This is a genomic window from Urbifossiella limnaea (assembly GCF_007747215.1).
GTDB classification, from domain to species: Bacteria; Planctomycetota; Planctomycetia; order Gemmatales; family Gemmataceae; genus Urbifossiella; species Urbifossiella limnaea.
In genome coordinates this window covers 5,249,621-5,267,375 of the sequence record NZ_CP036273.1, presented here as the reverse complement: position 1 = coordinate 5,267,375, position 17,755 = coordinate 5,249,621, and the positions used below count along the sequence as shown (strand labels likewise).

Annotated in this window: 16 protein-coding genes; 5 read left to right on the top strand and 11 right to left on the bottom strand. The window is 71.4% G+C overall.

All coding sequences use genetic code 11. The features are described 5' to 3' along the window. The first annotated feature begins 227 nt into the window (after positions 1–227). The 3 genes from ETAA1_RS21440 to ETAA1_RS21430 are packed head-to-tail and all read left to right on the top strand — an operon-like array spanning position 228 to position 2,359. Positions 228–1,793, top strand: a complete 1,566-nt coding sequence (locus ETAA1_RS21440; protein ID WP_145242102.1) for a UxaA family hydrolase — start codon at positions 228–230, stop codon at positions 1,791–1,793. Positions 1,794–1,805: 12 nt separating this feature from the next. Then, a complete protein-coding gene (locus ETAA1_RS21435) occupies positions 1,806–2,054 on the top strand; it encodes an addiction module protein (RefSeq protein ID WP_145242100.1) in 249 nt (82 codons plus the stop codon). Further along, positions 2,051–2,359: a type II toxin-antitoxin system RelE/ParE family toxin gene (locus tag ETAA1_RS21430; RefSeq protein ID WP_145242098.1), complete on the top strand. Its 309-nt coding sequence runs from the start codon at positions 2,051–2,053 to the stop codon at positions 2,357–2,359. Before ETAA1_RS21435 ends, ETAA1_RS21430 begins: the two co-directional genes overlap by 4 nt. A gap of 4 nt (positions 2,360–2,363) precedes the next feature. On the opposite strand, the gene ispG is transcribed toward ETAA1_RS21430, so the two are convergent. Continuing rightward, positions 2,364–3,560, bottom strand: coding sequence for a flavodoxin-dependent (E)-4-hydroxy-3-methylbut-2-enyl-diphosphate synthase (gene ispG / locus ETAA1_RS21425; RefSeq protein WP_145242096.1), 1,197 nt, complete (start codon positions 3,558–3,560; stop codon positions 2,364–2,366). A 173-nt stretch (positions 3,561–3,733) separates the two neighbouring features. On the opposite strand from ispG, the gene ETAA1_RS21420 reads away from it, so the two are divergent. Further along, positions 3,734–4,348 (top strand): DUF1353 domain-containing protein, encoded by a 615-nt coding sequence (locus ETAA1_RS21420; RefSeq protein WP_145242094.1) that lies wholly within the window; start codon positions 3,734–3,736, stop codon positions 4,346–4,348. 4 nt (positions 4,349–4,352) lie between these two features. Here ETAA1_RS21420 and ETAA1_RS21415 read toward each other — a convergent pair whose 3' ends face one another. Together ETAA1_RS21415 and ETAA1_RS21410 are read right to left on the bottom strand one after the other, a co-directional pair. After that, on the bottom strand, positions 4,353–5,192 hold the full coding sequence (locus tag ETAA1_RS21415) for a TatD family hydrolase (protein WP_145242092.1): 840 nt from the start codon (positions 5,190–5,192) through the stop codon (positions 4,353–4,355). A 41-nt stretch (positions 5,193–5,233) separates the two neighbouring features. Beyond that, positions 5,234–6,616: a DUF1501 domain-containing protein gene (locus ETAA1_RS21410; protein WP_145242090.1), complete on the bottom strand. Its 1,383-nt coding sequence runs from the start codon at positions 6,614–6,616 to the stop codon at positions 5,234–5,236. Between the two features lie 149 nt (positions 6,617–6,765). Between ETAA1_RS21410 and ETAA1_RS21405 the strand changes: the two genes are divergently transcribed. Next, complete coding sequence (locus tag ETAA1_RS21405) at positions 6,766–7,944, top strand: glycosyltransferase family 4 protein (protein WP_145242088.1); 1,179 nt, start codon at positions 6,766–6,768, stop codon at positions 7,942–7,944. Here ETAA1_RS21405 and ETAA1_RS21400 read toward each other — a convergent pair. The 8 genes from ETAA1_RS21400 to ETAA1_RS21365 all read right to left on the bottom strand — a co-directional run bounded on the left by ETAA1_RS21400 (position 7,941) and on the right by ETAA1_RS21365 (position 17,688). Beyond that, entirely contained in the window at positions 7,941–9,308 is a 1,368-nt protein-coding gene (locus ETAA1_RS21400) for a DUF1501 domain-containing protein (RefSeq protein ID WP_145242086.1), read from the bottom strand. The two genes, ETAA1_RS21405 and ETAA1_RS21400, sit on opposite strands and share 4 nt — an antisense overlap. 146 nt (positions 9,309–9,454) lie before the next feature. Next, positions 9,455–10,879: a DUF1501 domain-containing protein gene (locus ETAA1_RS21395; RefSeq protein ID WP_145242085.1), complete on the bottom strand. Its 1,425-nt coding sequence runs from the start codon at positions 10,877–10,879 to the stop codon at positions 9,455–9,457. A gap of 105 nt (positions 10,880–10,984) precedes the next feature. Next, positions 10,985–13,180 (bottom strand): PSD1 and planctomycete cytochrome C domain-containing protein, encoded by a 2,196-nt coding sequence (locus tag ETAA1_RS21390; RefSeq protein ID WP_145242084.1) that lies wholly within the window; start codon positions 13,178–13,180, stop codon positions 10,985–10,987. Positions 13,181–13,287: 107 nt separating this feature from the next. Continuing rightward, entirely contained in the window at positions 13,288–14,124 is an 837-nt protein-coding gene (locus ETAA1_RS21385) for a DUF1559 family PulG-like putative transporter (protein WP_202920312.1), read from the bottom strand. Between the two features lie 213 nt (positions 14,125–14,337). Next, positions 14,338–15,150 carry an alpha/beta fold hydrolase gene (locus ETAA1_RS21380; RefSeq protein ID WP_145242082.1) on the bottom strand — a complete coding sequence of 271 codons (813 nt, stop codon included), beginning with the start codon at positions 15,148–15,150 and terminating at the stop codon, positions 14,338–14,340. Next, positions 15,150–15,635, bottom strand: coding sequence for a hypothetical protein (locus ETAA1_RS21375; RefSeq protein ID WP_145242081.1), 486 nt, complete (start codon positions 15,633–15,635; stop codon positions 15,150–15,152). The genes ETAA1_RS21380 and ETAA1_RS21375 overlap by 1 nt, the downstream gene beginning before the upstream one ends. A 182-nt stretch (positions 15,636–15,817) precedes the next feature. Further along, the gene (locus ETAA1_RS21370) at positions 15,818–17,392 is read right to left on the bottom strand and encodes a S41 family peptidase (protein ID WP_145242080.1); all 1,575 of its coding nucleotides are present in this window, start codon (positions 17,390–17,392) and stop codon (positions 15,818–15,820) included. A 110-nt stretch (positions 17,393–17,502) separates the two neighbouring features. Beyond that, the gene (locus ETAA1_RS21365; RefSeq protein ID WP_145242079.1) at positions 17,503–17,688 is read right to left on the bottom strand and encodes a hypothetical protein; all 186 of its coding nucleotides are present in this window, start codon (positions 17,686–17,688) and stop codon (positions 17,503–17,505) included. Positions 17,689–17,755 lie beyond the last annotated feature (67 nt).

The following is a 17,755-nucleotide window of genomic DNA, read 5'->3' as shown; positions in this document are numbered from 1 at the left end:
TTGGCCGTCAGGATAGGGGAAGACCCGGCAACGGACACGTCTCCCGCTTGCTTCCGTGAGTTTACCGGGGTACGGCACCCCCGCCGCGCTTCCGGGCGACTGCCTCGGCTGAAACCCGACGCGGCCGCCCGCCCGCCCGGCACAACCCCCCCGACCGGCCCGGGTTCCCGGCCGCGCCGCCATCCGGTAGAGTGAACGGATTCCCCCTCCCGCAGGAACCCGCCGCGATGTCCTCCGTGCCTCTGTCCGAGTTCGCCGTCCACCTTCGCCCGGGGGACAACGTCGCCGTCGCCCGCAAGCCCATCCCCGGGGGCACCGCGCTGCGGCTCGACGGCACGACCGTCACCGTGTCCGCGCCGGTGAAGATGGGGCACAAGTTCGCCGTCCGGCCGATCCCGGACGGCGAGGCGGTGAACAAGTACGGCCAGGTCATCGGCTTCGCGGGGCGGAACATCGCCGTCGGCGAACACGTCCACGTCCAGAACGTGAAGCTCGGCAGCTTCGAGCGCGACTACGCCTTCTGCGCCGACCTCCCGGCGCCGCTGCCGCCGCCGGCCGAGTACCGCACGTTCCTGGGCTACGACCGCGGCAGCAGCCGGCCCGACCACCAGCGGTACGGCACGCGGAACTACGTCGCCATCATCAGCACGGTGAACTGCTCGGCGAGCGCCAGCAAGTACATCGCCGAGAAGGTGCGGACGAGTGGCATCCTCCGCGACTACCCGAACGTGGACGGCGTGGTGCCGATCGTCCACCGCGGCGGGTGCGCGATGCAGTACGAGGGGCCGGACCACCGCCAGTTGGAACGCACGCTGGCCGGGTTCGCCAAGCACCCGAACATCGCCGGGTTCATCATCGTCGGCCTCGGCTGCGAGATCGTGCAGGCCTCGCACCTGGTCGAGGCGGAAGGCCTGATCCAGATCGGCGGGTCGAAGCAGCCGCCGACGGTCATCACCATCCAGGAGGCCGGCGGCATCGGCAAAACGGTCGACGCCGGCGTGAAGGCGCTGGCCGAACTGCTGCCGCGGATGAACGACGTCAAGCGGGTGGAACTGCCGGCCAAGCACCTCATTCTGGGCACGAACTGCGGCGGCTCCGACGGCAACAGCGGCGTGACGGCGAACCCGGCGCTCGGCGTCGCGTCCGACCTGATCGTGCAGCAGGGCGGCACCACCATCCTCGGCGAGACGACCGAGATTTACGGCGCCGAGCACGTCCTGACTCGGCGGGCCGTCAGCAAGGAAGTCGGCGAGAAGCTGGTGGAGCGGATCAAGTGGTGGGAGTGGTACACGGGCGTGTTCGGGGCGGAGATCAACAACAACCCGAGCCCGGGGAACAAGGAGGGCGGGCTGACGACGATCTACGAGAAGAGCCTGGGCGCGATCGCCAAGGCTGGCAGCACGGCGATGGTGGACGTGGTGCGGTACGCCGAGCCGGTGACGGCGAAGGGGTTCGTGGTGATGGACACGCCCGGCTACGACCCGGTGAGCATGACCGGCATCGTGGCCGGCGGGGCGAACGTGTGCGTGTTCACGACCGGCCGCGGCAGCGTGTACGGGTGCAAGCCGACGCCGTGCCTGAAGATCGCCACGAACACGCCGCTGTACGAGAAGATGGAGTCGGACATGGACATCAACGCCGGCCCAATCCTGACCGGGACGCCGGTCGAGGACGTGGGCCGCGAGATTTTCGAGGCGATCCTGGCGACGGCGAGCGGGGAGAAGACCAAGAGCGAGCTCCACGGCGTCGGCGAGGAGGAGTTCGCCCCGTGGTCGATCGGCCCGACCCTGTGACGGAGGCGACCGATGAGCGATGCCGCAACCGCGTTGTTGCAACAGGCGCTGACTCTGACCGAGGACGACCGGCGGTGGCTCGCCGACCAACTGGACGCGACCCTCGGTCCGGCCGAGAGCCAGCTCCCCGACGACCCGGCGTTCCGGGCCGAGCTCGACCGCCGACTCCAGTCGATCGCCGACGGGACCGCGGTACTGCTCGACGGGGAGCAGGTGATGCGCGAACTGCGCGCCCGGTACGCCCGCGGGCCGCAGCCATGACGTACCGATTTTTGGATGTCGCCCGTGCGGACCTGGACGACGCGGCTGCCTGGTACGAGGCCCGTCAGGCCGGCCTCGGCGGCGAGTTGATCGACGAGGTCCACGCTGCGGTCTCGCGTGTCTTGGCGATGCCGCTCGCGTACCCGAAGGTGGCCGGCTGCCCCCGCGGCCGGGAAGTCCGGGTCGTTGTCCCCCACCGCTACGACTTTCTCGTCGTCTACGAGGCAACCGCGTCCGAGGTCATAATCATTTCGGTGACACACGGTCGCAGTGCCCGTCATCAATGGCGGCAACGACTCCCGTAGCGGCTCAACCCGCCACCACTGGCAGCCGGCGGCGGCCCAGCCCCTCGGCCTCGCCCGGCCGCGACGGGCTCGCCGCGGCGATCTTGTCGGCGTTCTCAACCTCCCAGCGGGCCAACTCCTCCATCAGGCCGTCCACGATTTCCGCCTCCGGCACCCGCCGCACCATCTCACCGTTGCGGAAGATCATCCCCTGGCCGTTCCCCGCAGCGATGCCGATGTCCGCCTCCTTCGCCTCGCCGGGGCCGTTCACCACGCACCCCAGCACGCTGATCTTCACCGGCAGCTTCTTACCGGCCAGCTTTACCTCCAGCTCGGCAATGATCTTCTCCAGGTCGATCGCCAGCCGGCCGCATGTCGGGCACGCGATCAACTCCGGGCGGCGGACGCGGCGCTGCGTCGCTTGAAGGATGTCGAACGCCGCCGCGATCTCGGGCACCGGGTCACCGAGCAGCGAGATGCGAATCGTGTCGCCGATGCCGTCGAGCAGGATGGGGGCGAGCCCGGCGGCGCTCTTGGTCACCGCGTAGGGCGGCTTCCCGGCCTCGGTGATGCCGATGTGCGTCGGGTAGTCGGCGAGCCCGGCGTAGAGCCGGTACGCCTCCACCGCCACGAGCACGTCCGACGACTTCAGCGACACCACGATGTCGTGGTACCCCTCGCTCTCGGCCATCTCGATGTACCGCAGCGCGCTCTCGACGATCGCCGGCGGGCAGGGGAAGCCGTACTTGTCGATCAGCTCCCGCTCCAGGCTGCCGGCGTTGACGCCGATGCGCATGGGGAGGCCGCGGTCCTTCGCCTTGCGGATCACCTGCCGGAACCGCTCGTGGCTGCCGATGTTGCCGGGGTTGATGCGAATCTTGTCCACCGGGTGGTCGAGCGCCGCGAGGGCCATCTTGTAGTCGAAGTGGATGTCGCAGATGAGCGGGATGCCGACCCGCTCGCGGATGCGCGACAGCGCCCCGGCGTCCTCCGGCTTCGGCACTGTCACGCGGACCAACTCGCAGCCGGCTTCTTCGAGGGCGTGGATCTGCTTCACCGTGCCGTCCACGTCGAACGTGTCGGTGGTGGTCATCGACTGTACCCAGATCGGGTTCGACCCGCCGAAGACGCGGCTACCGACCCGCACCTCGCGGGTCTTGTGGCGGGGCTTGCCCGGCACCTTCTGGGCGGCTTCGAGGCGGGACAGGTCGAACCGAGACATTGCGGCCTCCGCGGGCTTGTGCCGTGCTAACCGCGGTTACTTTACCGGGTAAACCGGAGCGGCGTCCATGCCGCACCGCGGGACGGAAATCGTGGTCGGAACTATTTGCTGCCGCGGCGGGCGGACGGTAGTATCGGCGTGTCGCAATTCCCTCCCACCACCGGACCCCGACTATGGCCCGCGCCCGCCGCTCGCCCGCCGCTTCCCGCGTCCAGGCCGTCCAGCTTGTCGCGCGCTCGCCGGCCGCTCTGTTCGGGGGCGGGGCGCCCGACATCGCCGCGTCGTTCGCCCCCGCCGAGACCGCGGGGCCGAGCCTGCTGGAACTGGTCGAGTACGTCCCGCCGCCGCTGCCGGCAGCGCCCGACGCCGCGGCGGGGATGTTCGGGTTCGTGGCGGCTAACACGACGGCGGCGGCCGTCGCGCCGGTGCCGATCACCTACGACGCGAGCCGCCGCTCGTGGCGGCTGTTGGCCAACTACTCCTACGTCTACGAGGGGACGACGCTGACCGCGCTGGAGGGGTTCTCGTTCGACCTGGCGTCGATCCCGCGGCCGCTGTGGTGGCTGATCGCCCCGAACGAGTTGTCGGTCGTCGCCCCGCTGTTCCACGACTTGCTGTACCGCTACAAGGGGCAACTCGCGCAGGTGCAAGTGGACCCGTACCGGACGTTCACCCGGCGCGAGGCGGACGACCTGTTTTACCACCTGATGGAAGTCGAGGGCATCGCCGCCTGGCGGCGGCGCGCGGCGTACTCCGCCGTCCGCGCCGCGGGCGGGTTGTCGTGGTAGCCGGTCAGTAGCCGGCCTTCGCGCCCGCGGCGGGCGCGTCGGCCCACTCGACCCAGTTGTTGGCCTGCCGCCAGAAGTTGAGCGGGTTCTCGTACACCACCTTGCGGACCGCCGCCTCGGGGTGCCCGCGGCGGCGCATCTCCTGGATCAATTCGGGCACGGCCAGCGGGTCGGACTTCCCCCAGTCGCCGGCCGAGTTCGCCATGATGCGGTCGGTGCCGACCATCTCGATGATGTCGCAGGCGCGGGCGGGGGTGCACTTCGTGGTCGGGTAGAGCGTCATCCCGCACCAGAACCCGTTGTCGAGCGCCAGCCGGACGGTGTGCTCCTCGACGTGATCGACGCAGACGCGGTGCGGCTTCACCCGCGAGTCGCCCTTGAGCATGTCCACGATCATCCGCGTGCCTTTCAGCTTGTCCTCCAGGTGCGGGGTGTGGATGAGGACGAGTTCGTCGGTCTTCGCGGCGAGGTCGAGGTGCTCCTGGAAGACGGTGGCCTCGTTGCGGGTGTTCTTGTTGAGGCCGATCTCGCCGATGCCGAGGACGGTCGGCTCCTTGAGGAACTCGGGGATGAGGGCGATGACCTCGCGCGACAGCGACACGTTCTCGGCCTCCTTGGCGTTGATGCACAGCCAGGAGTAGTGCCGGATGTGGAACTGGGCCGCGCGCTTCGGCTCGTACTGGGTCAGCTGGCGGAAGTAGTCGTGGAACCCGGCCGCGGTGCCGCGGTCGAACCCGGCCCAGAACGCGGGCTCGGAGATCGCGGCGCACCCGGCGTAGGCCATCCGCTGGTAGTCGTCCGTGGTCCGCGAGACCATGTGGATGTGCGGGTCGATGTAGTTCATGGTCGGCTCGGTTCGGCTCTGCACGGCACCGGTTGATGATTCTATCCGTGCAGGCCCGGGATCGGCTCGTGGTCGGCGAGCTGGAGCACCTCGCGGCCGACGCCACGGGCCACGCGCAGGCGGCCCACGTCGAACAGCGTGTGCATCACCGTGCCCAGCAGGTGCGGGATGCGGATCGGGGTCGTCGCCGGGGTGCCGGCGTCGCGGGCCGACTGGCCGATCACCTGACCCATCCGCAGCCCGCCGCCCGCCAGCAGCAGCGGGGCCAGGCCGCCCCAGTGGTCGCGGCCGCCGTTGCGGTTGATCTTCGGCGTCCGCCCCATCTCGCCGCACGCCACCAGGAGAATCTTGTCCTCCAGGCCGCGCGCCCGCACGTCGTCCAGGAACGCGCTCACCGCGTGGTCCAGCGGCGGGGCCATGTAGCTCATCCCCTCCTTCATCGTCGCGTTGTTCACGTCCGCGTGCATGTCCCACACGAAGTTCGTCGTCACCGTCACGAACCCCGCCCCGCGCTCGCACAGCCGGCGGGCCAGCAGCAGCAGCTTCCCCAGGGTGCGGGCGTTGTCCGCGTAGTGCTTGTGGTTGTTCCACTTCTTGTCGATCGCCGCCACGTTCACCCGCGTCGCCGTGTCGTAGCGGGCCACCGTGCGGGCGTCCTCCTTCGACAGGTCGAAGGCGTCGCCGATGCCGCTCGTCAGCACCGTGAAGGCGCGCTCGCGGGTGCTGTCGAGGCCGCCGGCCTCGTCGCCGGCCACGCGGGCGGCGTCGAACGCGGTCAGCAGCGAGCGGCGGTCGTTGACGCGGCTCAGCGGCAGGTTGATCCGCATGTCGGCGCGGAGGCCCGTGTCGCCCTCGGGCTGGAACGGCACCGCCCCGGCGCCGAACGGGCCGTTGCTGGCGAACCGGCCGAAGTTCGCCTGCCCCGGACCGGCCTCGGGATCGACCGCCCGCGGGAACAGCAGCACGTTTGACGGCAGCGACGTCTCGGGGTTGACGCCGCCCGCGACGGCCGCGTAGGCGGAGCCGAGGTTCGCCCCGAACGAGTCCTTGCCGACCACCGGCTTGATGTCGTGGTTGCCGTCGCCGGTGGCGAACGACCGCACCACCGTGAACCGGTCGGCCCGGCGGGCCAGCTCCGGGAACGACGCGCCGAACGTGACGCCCGGGATCGCGGTCTGCACCTCGCCGGTGGCCGAGCGGATTTCCTCGGGGGCGGTCATCTTGGGGTCGAAGGTTTCGATCTGGCTCGGGCCGCCGTGGAGGAACAGGAAGATGACCGACTTGTCGGTGACGGGGCGGTTCGCGGCCGACAGCGGGGCGCCGCCGCGGACGAGGCCTGGCAGGGAGAGCACGCCGCCGGCCAGCCCGCCGACGCGGAGGAAGTCGCGGCGGCCGTGGCGGGTGGTGTCGCCGATGGTGAGCATGGGCGGGCGTCCGGAAGGGGAGGGGGCGGCGGGCCGCGGCGGGTTTGACACCAGGGTAACCCGGACGGGGGCCGCGATCAACGGTTCACCCGCGGACGAGCGTCGAGCGACGGCGTAAACCGGACCGCAGGTATCGCCCGGGAAGGGATATGCTCGTGCCAGACGATAACGCCCCGCTCGCCGGCCTGCGGGTCGCATTCCTGACGCACTACACCGAGCTGTACGGCGCCAACCTGTCGATGCTGAACCTGCTCGACGGGCTCGTGCGCGCCGGCGTTCGCCCGCACGTCGTCTGCCCCGAGGGGGGCGACCTGCTCGGCGTGCTGGCCGAGCGAGCCGTCCCGGCCGCGGTCGTGCCGTTCGAGTGGTGGGTGTCGCCGGCCCGCACGGTGCTCGGCGCTGCGACGCGGATCGTGCGCAACCTCCGGCGGGTGCGGGCGATCGCGCGGCAGGTGCGGACCTGGGGGTGCGGGCTGGTGTACTCGAACTCGTCGGTGTTCGCCGCAGGGGCGCTCGCGGCCGCGGAGCTGGAACTGCCCCACCTGTGGCACCTGCGCGAGTTCGGCCGCCGCGACTACGACTTGAAGCCCGACCTCGGGGTGCGGCTGTCGCGGCTCGGGTTCCGCACCGCGGACGCCACGATCTTCGTGTCGCACGCCCTACGACGGGCGTTCCTGGGGCGGGTGACACCTGCGAACTCGCACGTCATCTACAACGGCGTGGCCCGCGAGGAGCAGTTCGACGAGCGCCGCCGCGCCGCCGAGGCGGTCCGCGGGCGAAGCCAGCCGTTCACGTTCGTGCTGGTCGGCCGCTTCCGCGAGAGCAAGGGGCAGGACGTGGCGATCCGGGCGGTCGCGCGCGTGCCCGGAACGCGGCTCCTCCTCGTCGGCGGCTCCGGGCAGACGGGTGACCAGGCGTACTACGAGCAGTGCCGTACCCTGGTGGCGGAGTTGGGCGTCGCGGACCGGGTCGAATTCTGGGGCTACATTCCCGACCCGGAGCGGGCGTTCCTGGCGGCCGACGTGGCGCTGATGTGCTCCCGCAGCGAGGCGATGGGCCGCGTGACGGCGGAGGCGATGTCGGCCTGCCGGCCGGTGATCGGCTACGACGCCGGCGGCACGAGCGAACTCATCGACGCCGGCCGCACCGGTGCTCTCTACCGCGGCGGGGCCGACGAACTGGCCGAGTGCATGGCTCGTTACGCGGCTGCCCCGGAGTTGGCGTGGCAGCACGGCGAGGCGGGGTGGAACGTCGCCCGCCGGCGGCATTCGACCGAGAGCTACGTCGCGCAGGTGATGGACGTGATCCGCGGGGTCGTGGCCCGTTAGAGCATCACCGCCGTCACCGGCCGGCCGCCGTGGCTGATGTGCGTGGGGCGGTTGGTGTGGTCGGGCACCATCGCCTCGGGGTCTACACCGACGAGCTTGTACACCGTCGCCACCAGGTCGCCGGCCGACACCGGGTGGTCGGTCGGGTACGCGGCGATCTTGTCCGTCGTGCCGTGGACGACGCCCGGCTTCGTGCCCCCGCCCGCGAACAGGCCGAACCCGCACTGCGGCCAGTGGTCGCGGCCGGCGGCGCCGTTCACCTTGGGCGTCCGCCCCATGTCGCCGGTCACCACCACGAGTGTGCTGTCGAGCAACCCGCGGTCGTCGAGGTCGTCGAGCAGGGCCGAGAAGGCGTGGTCGAGGAACGGCAGCAGGACGTGGCGCAGCATCTTGAAGTTGTTGTTGTGCGTGTCCCAGTGGCCGTTCGGCTTCGCCTCCGTGTGCACGGTCACGAACGTCACTCCGGCTTCGATCAGCCGCCGCGCCAGCAGCACACTCTGGCCGAACAGGCCGGCGCCGTAGCGGTCCCGGACGCGCGTCGGCTCGCGGGACAGGTCGAACGCGGCGCGGGCCTTCGGCGACACGAGCAGGTCGAACGCGGCGTCGCGGCGGGCGGCGTGGCCGCGGGCGTCGAGGGCCGCGGCGGCGTTGTCGATCTGCTGGGCGAGGGTGCGGCGGGTGTTCAGCGCGTCGAGCGAGAGGTTGCCGTCGAGCCGCGGCAGGCGCGGCTCGCCGCGCGGGATGGTGGTGTGGCTGTAGAAGTCCTTGTCGTCGCCGAGGTCGTCGCGCTTGTGCTCGTCGGCGGTGGCGAAGACGGGGTCGAAGGCGGTGCCGAGGTAGCCACCGTAGGGGCCGGCGCGGCGGAGCCCCTGGGTGTAGCCGGGGGCCGCCGGCAGCATGACGTACCCCGGCAGGTCGGTGCCGCGGCCGAGGCCGAGGTAGCGGCACACGGTCGGCACGCTGGGGTGGTTCGTCGGCCGGGCGAAGTAGTCGGTCTGGTCCTGCCCGCCGTCGTAGCCTGTCATCACCCCATACGGGTTGTGCGAGTTGTACCGGTGGCTAACCGTGCGGATGGTGGCGAAACGGTCCAGGCGGCGGGCGAGTTCGGGCAGGTGCTCGCAAACGCGGAAGCCGGGGAGGGCGGTGGGGATGGTGCCGAACTCGCCGCGGACCTCGGCGGGGGCGTTCGGCTTGGGGTCGAACGTGTCGATGTGGCTCGGGCCGCCGAACAGGTCGAGGAGGAGGACGGACTTGGCCGGCGGCGCCGCTTGCGGCGTCGCACGAGCCACCCCTGCAACGCCGCAAGCGGCGGCGAGGGAGCCGGCGTGGAGGAAGTCGCGGCGGGTGACCTGCACGCGGAGCATGGGGAGAATTCCGAGCAGAAGACAGATTGGCCGCAAAAAGGCACAAAAGACACAAAATAGAAACAAGGCAGGATCAGTTCATTCGGTCGCTTCGTTCTTCATTTTTGTGCTTTTTGTGCGTTTTTGCGGCCAATCTCCGATGCGGCCTATGCCAGCAGGTCGCGCACGACGTGGCCATGCACGTCGGTCAGGCGGTAGTCGCGGCCCTGGAAGCGGTACGTCAGCTTCGTGTGGTCCAGCCCCATCTGGTGCAGGATCGTCGCCTGTAGGTCGTGGACGTGGACCTCGTTCTCGACCACGTTGTAGCCGATCTCGTCCGACCGGCCGTACAGGAAGCCGCGCTTCATGCCGCCGCCGGCCAGCCACATCGTGTAGGCGTCGATGTGGTGGTCGCGGCCGATCGTCTCGCGCGTCTCGCCCATCGGCGTGCGGCCGAACTCGCCGCCCCACACGACCAGCGTGTCGTCGAGCATCCCGCGCTGCTTCAGGTCTTTGATCAGCGCCGCACACGGGCCGTCCACCTCGCGGCAGATGTTGTCCAGCGGGCGCGTCAGGTCGAGGCTGCCGCCGTGGTGGTCCCAGTCGGTGTGGTACAGCTGGATGAACCGCACCCCGCGCTCGACCAGCCGGCGGGCCAGCAGGCAGTTCGCGGCGAAGCTCGGGCGGCCGGCCTGCGCCCCGTAGGCGTCGAGCGTCTGCCGCGTCTCCTTCGACAGGTCCATCAGCTCGGGGGCGGCCGTCTGCATCCGGTAGGCCATCTCGTAGGCGGCGATGCGGGTGTCGATCTCGGGGTCGGCGGTGGCGTCGCGGCGGAGGCGGTTCAGGTCGCGGACGGCGTCGGTGAACTCCCCCTGACGCTGGTTGTTGAACCCGGGCGGCGGGGTGAGGTCGAGGATGGGGCTCGGGCCGCGGAGGAACGGCACCCCCTGGTGGACGCTCGGCAGGAACCCGGACGAGTACAGCGCCGCCCCGCCGCGCGGCCCGCGCGGGCCGGACTGGAGCACCACGAAGCCGGGGAGCGAGTCCGACTCGCTGCCGAGTCCGTACGTGAGCCACGAGCCCATGCTCGGCCGGCCGAACTGCGGGCTGCCGGTGTTCACGAAGCACTTCGCCGGGCCGTGGTTGAACACGTCCGTCTTCATGCTGCGAATCCAGCACAGCTCGTCCGCGATCTCGCGGTGGCGGGGGAAGAGTTCGCTGATGTCCATGCCGCACTGCCCGGCCTTGACGAAGCGGCGGCGGGTGCCGAGGAGCTTGGCGTCGCCCTTGATGAACGCGAACCGCTTCCCCTGCGTGAACGACTGGGGCACGACCTGGCCGCTGAGGCGGTTCAGCTCGGGCTTCGGCTCGAACAGTTCGAGCTGGCTAGGCGCCCCGGCCATGAACAGGAAGATGACCGCCTTCGCCTTCGCGGGGTAGTGCGGCGGCTTCGGCGCGAGCGGGTCGCGGCGCGGCTGCGCGGCGGCGTCGCGGTTCAGCAGAGCGGACAGCGCCATGGCGCCGACGCCGACCCCGCAGTCGCGGAAGAAGTGGCGGCGGGTGGCGGCGAGGAGCGGGTCGTGGGGGGGCATGTCGGGATGTCCGCGGTTCGGGCGAACGGCCGGCGTCAGCCGGCTGGTGGGGGTGGCAGTTGCCTGTACCAACGACCAGCCGGCTGACGCCGGCCGTTCGTCAAGTCACTCCCGGGTGATGAACTCGTCCAGGTTCATCAGCACCCGTGCGGTCGCGGGCCACGCGCCGACCGCGTCGGTGCGGCGCTGCGCCTCCAGGTACGCAAGCACCCGAGCCGCCTCCTGCGTCGTCGGGTCGCGGCCGAAGCAAGCCCGGTAGGCGAAGCGCACCTTCGCGGCGTCGTCCGCGCCGCCGTCCGTGTCGACGCGGCGGCCGAGTTCGGTCGCCAGCTCCACGAACACCGGGTCGTTCGCCAGGTGCAGTGCTTGCAGCGGCGTGTTGCTGCGGTTGCGCTTCGTGCAGGCGGTCTGGGCGTCGGCGCCGTCGAACGTGGTCAGGAGCGGGTGCTGGCTCTGCCGCCAGATGTACGTGTACACGCCGCGGCGGTAGCGGTCCGGCCCCTTGCTCTCGGGCCACGTCCGCTGGCTCTGGGTGAACGCGAACACCTCCTTCGGCTGCGGCGGGTACACCCCCGGGCCGCCGACCTTCGTGTTCAGCTTGCCGCTCGCCGACAGCGCCGCGTCGCGGATCACCTCGGCTTCGAGCCGAAGCCGCGACTGCCGGCCGAGCAGCAGGTTCCGCGGGTCGCGCTGCGTCAGGTCCGGCCGCACCACCGACGCCTGCCGGTACGTCGCGCTCAGCACGATCTGCCGGTGCAGCTTCTTCATCGACCAGCCGAGTGGCTCCATGAACTGGACGGCGAGCCAGTCCAACAGCTCGGGGTGCGTCGGCAGCGCGCCCTGCATCCCGAAGTCGTTCTCCGTCTCGACCAGCCCGCGGCCGAAGAACTTCTGCCACTCGCGGTTCACCGTCACGCGGGCCGTCAGCGGGTTGTCGCGGCTCACGAGCCACTTTGCCAGATCGAGGCGGGTCTGCCGCTTGCCGGCGGGCGTAGCGCCCAGCGCGGCGGGAAAGCCGGGCTGCACCACGTCGCCCTTGCGGAGGAAGTCGCCGCGGATCTGGACGTGCGTCGTCCGCGCCGCGGGGCGCTCGCGCATGACCAGCGTCGTCGTCACCTTCCCCTGCACCCGCTTGATCTCGGCCTTCACCAGGTCGATGTCCTCGCGGCTGCCGCCGTTCTTCTGAATCCACGCCTCCATCTGGTTCAGCCGGGAGATCGCCTCCTCCATCTTCGCGGTGCCGCCGATCGGCATCGTCGGCTCGTCGCACGAGTCGAAGAAGGCGTAGAGGCGGTAGTAGTCGTGCTGCGTCACCGGGTCGTACTTGTGCGTGTGGCACTGGGCGCAGCCGACCGTCAGGCCGAGCCACACGGCCCCGGTCGTGTTGGCGCGGTCCACGGTCCGCTCGACGCGGAACTGCTCCGGGTCGGTGCCGCCCTCCTCGTTGAACGACGTGTTGCGGTGGAAGCCGGTGGCGATCTTCTGGTCCGCCGTCGCGCCCGGCAGCAGGTCGCCGGCCAGCTGGTGCGTCGTGAACTGGTCGAACGGCAGGTCGGCGTTCAGGGCGCGGACCACCCAGTCGCGGTACGGCCAGATGCTCCGGGCGCCGTCGATGGTGTAGCCGTTGCTGTCGGCGTATCGGGCGAGGTCGAGCCAGTGGCGGGCGTGCCGCTCGCCGTAGTGCGGCGACGCCAGCAGCCGATCGACCGCCTTCTCGTAGGCGTCCGGCGAGCGGTCGTCCAGGAACGCCAGCACCTCGACCGGCGTGGGCAGCAGGCCTGTCAGGTCGAGCGTGACGCGGCGGAGTAGCGTCGAGCGGTCGGCCTCCGCGGACATGGTGAGCCCGGCCTTCTCCAGCCGGGCCAGGACGAATCGGTCGATCGCGTAGCGCGTCGCGGTCTTCGTGGTCGGTGGCTGGGGCCGGACGACCCGCTGGAAGGCCCAGTGCGGGGTGTACTCCGCCCCCTCGGCGATCCACTGCTTCAGGGTCTTCACCTGCTGGGCCGTCAGGCGCGGGCCGGCCTCGGGGGGCGGCATGCGGTCGTCGTCCGACGGCTCGCACACGCGCTCCACCAGCGTGCTCTTGTCCGGGCTGCCCGGCACGATGGCGCCCGACTTCACCGCCGCCTCGCGGGTGTCGAGCCGCACCTTCCCCATCTGGCTCGCCGGGCCGTGGCACTTGAAGCAGCTGTTGGACAGGAGCGGGCGCACGTCGCGGGCGAAGTCGACCGGCTCGTCGGCGCGGGCCGGCGCGGGGGCGAGCAGGAGCAGGGCCGGGGCCAGACGGGAGAGCGGCGGCATGGCGGGGGTCGGCACCGAGGAGGCGGGGCGGCGGGTCACCCGTCAGCATACCCGACGCGGCCGCCGGGGGGAACGGGCAAGTTCCCCGTTCCCCGGTTCCCCGGCCGTCAGTTGTTGTTCGGGCTGGGCGGGTCGGGGGCCCCCGACCGCAGGCACGCCCGCTGCCACACCGCCGGGTCGATCGTGTACCGCAGCGGCCGCACCGACCCGTCCGCGAACGCGGCGCAGAAGATGCCGCCGGGGTGCGACGCGCCGAACCCGCCGCGCGGCTCCAGGTTGCCCGGCTCGGTCACGTCCGGGGCCGGCGGCACCGCGGCCGTGCGGTACACCTCGAAGTCCGGGCCCCACCCGGCCGTGGAAAAGGCGTCGTCGTCGTCGCGGCTGGTGCCGAGCGCGGCGAGGTTCAACCGCTTTCCGGCGAGAACCACCACGCCCGACGTGCCGCCGCTCAGGTCGCACAGGCGCAGCGGCATCACCCCCGTCGGGGCGATCACGCCGGTCAGATTCGCCGCGTCGGCGGCGCCGTTGGCGCCGTAGTCCAGCTTGGCCAGGCCGGACGGGTCGGCGGCACTCCGGCGGGCCGCGCACAGGTAGAGGTCCACCTTGCCGCGGCGGACGGCCTGGGGGTCGGCGTCGCGGTACAGCTGGTCGTGGCCGATGTAGGGCAGCAGCGCGTACGCCCACGTCCAACCGCCGGCCTCGCGGGCGGGCGGCGTCGTCGCCGTCAGGTCGGGGTTCGCCGCGCCGCCGGGCGGGAAACTGCCACGAGTCTGGTGATACGTTTGCAACCCGCCGCCGATCTGTTTCAAGTTGTTGACGCAGCGCGCCCGCACTGCCGCGGCCCGGACCTTCGAGACCGCCGGCACGAGGATGCCGACCGCGACGACCACCACGGCCGCCGCGACGAAGCATTCAGTGACCGAGTACCCACGCGACCGAGCCACGTAGCGGCTCCCCCGGTTGGACCGGGTGAACGAATGCGAAATGGCAGGGGAACACTTGGGGGGTGGAGTGCGAGTCGGCCCCCTCAATCGTGTTTGAAGTAGAAACCCCGAAGGCGGGGGAGTCAAGACTGAAATGAGGAAATTCTGAGAACCCGACCTGCGGCACGTGCCGAATCCGCTCGGTCTGACACGATGCGGCCCGCGGACCTCCCGCTACGAAACCCGGTCCGCCGCCGTCAGGTGCTCCCGCAGCAGCGCGTTCGTCTCCGCCGCGTGCGTGATCGGCAGCCCGTGCGACGCCTCCACGAATTCCACGAAGCGTGCCCCCGGTATGCCGTCCGCCAGCGCCCGGCCTACTCGCGGCGGCGCGATCGGGTCGTGCGCCGCACTCGCCACCAGGGTCGGCACGCCGGCCAACTCGCCGAGGCGCGGCAACACGCTCGCCGCACGCATGGCCTTTAACTGCGCGCCGACTACCGCTGGGGTGTCGCCGAGGTCGTGGCCGAACAGTGCCGCCAGCGCCCCGAAGTCGGCCGCGGCCGCGCTGCCCGGCGGGTAGATGAGCGCCGCGAACCCGCGCCGCCGCATCGCCCGCGTGCCCACCCGCGACCGCATCCCGAGCCACATCATCCGCATCGTCAGCGGCGCCGCCGCGCGGCCGTCGGCGAACGTACACAACAGTGCCAGGCTCTTCACCCGCCCGCGTGCCGCCAGCGCCAGCTGCGCGGCCACCAGCCCGCCCAGGGAGTGGCCGACGACGTGTGCCGCGGCGACGCCCTCGGCGTCGAGCACGGCGAGCGCGTCGGCGGCCATCTCGGCCACGGTGATTGGCCCGTTCGCCGGCACGCTGCGGCCCATGCCGCGGTTGTCGAAGGTGAGGCACGTGAAGCCGTCGCTCAGGGCCTCGACCTGCGGCCGCCAGCCGTCGCCGTGGACGCCGACGCCCTGGATGAGCAGCACGGCGCTGCCACTGCCGCGGCGGTCGTACGCGAGGCGGCAGCCGGCGCGGTCGGCGAACTGGCCCATCAGCGCTTCCCCGGAGCGGTCTTGATACTTGTCACGAGTACCGTCGGGTGGAGGTACCACGACGGCATCGGCTGGTAGAACCCGGACCCGCCGCCGAACGGGTTCCCGCCGGTCAACCCGCCGGGCGGCGCCGGTGGCGGCGCGAGGTGCCTCAGTTCGCTCAGCCCGGTGACGACCGCCTCCTTGCCGTTCAGCGCCTTTGCCAGCTCCCGCAACTCGGGGTTTCGGGTGAAGTCGAGTTCGATCTTGTGCGGGGGCACCCCCTCCCGCGTGGGGAGGACGGTCTTCGCGTCCCGCTGGTCGTGGTACTGGTACTGCGTGACCAGGACGGCGGTTTTGTCGGTGATCTCCAGCACGCCGCGCGTCTCGACCTCGACACGGACCTTGACGTACCCGAGCTTGACGGGCGGTAGCTGGGCCGTGACGGACCCACCGGCAACGACCGTTAGTGCGACCGCGAACGTGAACAGCGGGGAGAGCTTCATCGGCCGGACTCCCGTGGTGCGGTGGAACCACACTCCGATACAACCGCCGGCTGGAAGTGTTGGTAACAGGAGGCTCTCGTGAAGTGGTCGGCGTCGCGCCGAGGCGCTTGTGTCTCGCCGACTAGCTGCCTCTGGCGACGCCCGAGGGGGGGCATGTGTACGAATGGGGATCGGCGACCGGATCAGGGGACGAGCATCGGCCGCGGTGCGGAGAGTTCAGCGGCACGGTCGGCCGCAAGCTCCAACTGCCTGTGCGGGTCGGTCTCGATGAGGTGCGGCGCGACGCCGGCCGACAGCGGTCCGGACGGCGCCACCAGCCGGGCGATCGTGACGCGGACCGAACCTGGGCCGGACAGCTTGAGGGGGAACTGGAGCGTGCCTTTGCCGAACGTGGAGGTGCCGACGAGAACGGCCCGCTGGTTGTCGCGGAGCGCCGCGGCCAACACCTCGGCTGCGGAGGCGGTGTCGCCGTCCACGAGGAGCACCAGCGGCAGGTCGAGCGCGGCCGGGCCGGACGCGGACGAGAAGGTGTGACCCGCGACCTGCGGGAGTTGGCCGTGCGTCGTGACGATGGCGGCCCCGGCCGGGAGGAAGCGGCGGGCCGCCTCGACGCCGGCGAGGAAGGAGCCGCCGGGGTTGCCGCGCACGTCCAGCACCAGGGCACGCAGCCCCTGCTCCTTGAGGCCGGCAATCGCTTCCGCCAGTTCGCGCGGCGTCGCGGGTTGGAACTCGGCCACGCGGAGGTAGCCGACGCCGTCGCGGCCGCCGACCATGCGGCCGCCGAACACCGTGGGGGGGACTACCGGCAGCCGCGCCTCGGACAGCATCCCGGTGCCGGGCACCATCAGTTCGAGGGTGTGGAGGCCGCCGTCGGGGTTGCGGAGGGCGTCGGCCAGCTCCATCGGGGTGAGGATCATCGACCGGCCGTTCACGCGCGCCACCCGGTCGCCGCGGTGCAACTGCGTGTGGAACGCGACCCACGACCCGGGGGCGATGCCGTCGACGAACGGGCCGTCGGAGTCGAAGCCGAGAAAGAGGCCGTGCCCGCCGAGGTCGGCGGGTTGCTCGGCGGCGGGTTCGGGTGTGAGGAAGGCGGTGTACTCGTCGAGCCCGGCACAGGCCCCGCACAACACCTCGGCGGCGAGCGCGGCCGGGACCCGCGGGGCGAGTTCGTCCTGCGCCGCACCGATGAGCCCCTTCAGGAGCGCCCGCGCCTCGCGCGGGTCGCCGACGGGCCGGGCCGCCCAGTCGGCGCGGAGCGCGAGGCGGAACGATTCGATCTTCAGGGCCGCGGTGTCGGTGAGGAACAGGGCGACGAACGCCCGGCTGCCGAGGGCGCGGTCGAGTTCCTCGACGCCAGCCGCCCAGAGGCGTTGGGGCGTGGCCCGGCCGGGGTCGGCGAACGCGCCGGCGAGTTTCCCGACGGCGTCGCCGAACACCTGGCCGGCGTCGCGGACCGGCAGCGCGGCGACGAACTGCTGGAAGGCCGGGTCGCGGTGCCGGCGGGCCTGGGTGGCGCGGCGGGCGGCGTTGACGAGGCGGTCGCGGGTGGCCGGTTCGGCGCGGTCGGCGGCGGGCAGGTCGAGGAGGGCGGCGAGGGCGGCGTCCCAGTCGCCGGCGCGTTCGGCGGCGGCGGCGCGGGCGCGGAGTTGGGCGGGGCTGCTACCCGACAGGGGGGCGGCGGGCGCGGCCGACCCGAGCGCGGCAAGCAGGACCGCGGCCGCCGCGAAGCGGCGGAGTGTCGCCGGTGCCGTCATCGCCGATTCTCCCGGTGGCGTGTTGACGTAACGTGGGGAGAGGGAGTTTGCTGCGATCTTACCCGGCCGCGGGGGCCGGCGTCAAACGGTTGTTGCGCCTGCGTGACACGTCACGGCAACAGGTCGGCGACGCGGACGGCCGCGGCGGGGGCGGCGAGAGGGCTCACGGTAGCGGATTCCGCGAGGGTGAGGTGGGTGGCGTACGCGTCGCCGGCGGGGTCGCGGAAGACGTGCAGTTGCCGGCCGTTCATGCCGAGCACCCGGTAGTCGGCAATGCCTGCTTGCTGGGCGGTCATCGACCAGGTACGGCATATCGAACCGCTTTCTCATCTGCTTTTCGGCTTCCCGCGTTGCGACCGGTCA